Annotated in this window: 3 protein-coding genes and 1 tRNA gene; 1 reads left to right on the forward strand and 3 read right to left on the reverse strand. The window is 59.4% G+C overall.

Going from position 1 to position 1749, the window contains the following annotated elements; translation table 11 throughout:
* Positions 1–735, forward strand: a 735-nt coding sequence (locus Q0239_RS06080; RefSeq protein ID WP_298599900.1) for an alpha/beta fold hydrolase, incomplete at its 5' end; no start/stop codon positions are given.
* A gap of 142 nt (positions 736–877) precedes the next feature.
* Here the strand turns inward: Q0239_RS06080 and Q0239_RS06085 are convergent.
* The 3 genes from Q0239_RS06085 to Q0239_RS06095 form a co-directional block, all read right to left on the reverse strand.
* Positions 878–971 (reverse strand) — tRNA-Ser (locus Q0239_RS06085).
* A complete protein-coding gene (locus Q0239_RS06090) occupies positions 933–1334 on the reverse strand; it encodes an SDR family NAD(P)-dependent oxidoreductase (RefSeq protein WP_298599903.1) in 402 nt (133 codons plus the stop codon). The genes Q0239_RS06085 and Q0239_RS06090 overlap by 39 nt, the downstream gene beginning before the upstream one ends.
* A 25-nt stretch (positions 1335–1359) precedes the next feature.
* Positions 1360–1749, reverse strand: a 390-nt coding sequence (locus Q0239_RS06095) for a hypothetical protein (RefSeq protein ID WP_298599906.1), incomplete at its 5' end; no start/stop codon positions are given.

The following is a 1749-nucleotide window of genomic DNA, read 5'->3' on the forward strand; positions in this document are numbered from 1 at the left end:
AAGGGAAAGGTTCGTATCCATTTCGAGGAGGCCGGCTCGGGATTTCCGCTGCTGATCATCCCCGGCGGCGGTTTGAATTCGGTGATTGCGGGTCTGAAGACAACGCATCCCTTTGATCCGGTCGCCGAGTTCGCTGACGAATATCGTTGCATCGTCGCCGATCTTCGCAACGCCAATGGCGGCGGGTCGTCCGGACCGCTCGAGCCTGAAAGACCTTGGGACGCCTACACCGACGATCATCTAGGCCTGATGGATCATCTCGGCATCGATCGCTTCATGGTGCTGGGATTCTGCATCGGCGGACCGTTCATCTGGAATCTGCTGCGGCGCGCGCCGGACCGTATCGTTGCCGCCGTTCTGGCGCAGCCCAGCGGATCGCGCCCCGAGATGCGCGATCTCTTCTACGACAACAACATGAAGGGCTGGGGACCCGCACTGATGGCCCGGCAGCCGGACATCACGCCTGCCATGGTCGAGGCGTTCCTGACGAAGATGTACCGCACCGACGCGGATTTTGTGTTCACCGTGACGCGCGACTTCGTCCGCAATTGCCAGACGCCGGTTCTGATCCTGCCTGACGATATTCCGGCCCATCCCTATTCGGTAGCTATGGAGGCGGCGATGCTTGCCCCGCAAGCGGAGGTCAGCATTTTCCCCTGGAAGGAACCGAAGGAACGCATTCCGCTCGCCGTGCGGCAAATCAGATCGTTCTTGCGCGCGCATTGCCCGGGATGACGGGCGTGTTGTCTTCGGACCGATAGCCGGAGCAATAACAGTAAGCCGGGGTAATCCGACTTCGACCATGCGGCAAAGGTCATATCACGCGGTCAGCAACCTGAGTGCTTTACATTCAGAATATCGGATAAGTCATTGAAAATGGCGGAGACAGAGGGATTCGAACCCTCGATAGGGCTTTACAACCCTATAACGGTTTAGCAAACCGCCGCCTTCAGCCACTCGGCCATGTCTCCAGTATGGTTGGATATGCCCGACCCGGCCGCCGGCTGCAAGCCTTGCGGTGGATGGCGAGATCGTCTTGCCGGCCTCAGGACACAGACGGTGCCGGCCACGCCAGCATTCACAACCAGCACCGCAAGCGGACCCAGTTCTGCTTCCGCCTCATCCAGAGCTGGTCCCCAGCGCGAGGCGTCGGTGGTATCGAGCGCAATAGCTACCGAACCCGGCAACCCCGAGCAGGCCATTTTCAGTGTGTCTGCATCGTTATCGGCCAGGGCAACCTTCATCTCGCGCCGCGCCAGTTCACGACCAATCGCCAGGCCGATACCGCTTGCACCCCCGGTCACAAAGGCCGGCCGACCACGAAATTTGTCCATCAGCGTCGTCACCATTTACGAGTGTTCAGTGTGCCTTGGCGCTTCCCATCGCTGTTTCGTTTATACGTGCGACATCAGCGTGAAAGCGGGCGCGATATGCCGCTTCGGCGAGCTTGGACATGACTTCCTCGATCCTGTCGCAATCCACCAACAACGCGGCATCATCAACTTCGGCGCGCAGCAGCATTGGTACCAGCCGGGTGCGCAACATGGTAAGCGCCCACAGCAACGGATCACCGGTCACGGCCACATCCAGATGAAGGACATGGTGCCAGTTCCCGCGCACCGAAAGATAGTGGTAATGCGGATCATTCGGAAAGCAGTCAAAACGCAGCCGCTCGCAATTGCCTTCGGCATTTCGTGCGAAGACATGGATCGAAACACCCGCATCATCCAGGCTCGGCCAATCGTTTCG

It is taken from the genome of uncultured Sphingorhabdus sp. (assembly GCF_937872355.1).
In the GTDB taxonomy this organism is placed as follows: Bacteria; Pseudomonadota; Alphaproteobacteria; order Sphingomonadales; family Sphingomonadaceae; genus Sphingorhabdus_B.

What these genes read in the sequence shown, in the direction of transcription:
- Q0239_RS06090 (WP_298599903.1), bottom strand. Translation starts at nt 1,334, where the DNA reads ATGGACAAATTTCGTGGTCGGCCGGCCTTTGTGACCGGGGGTGCAAGC.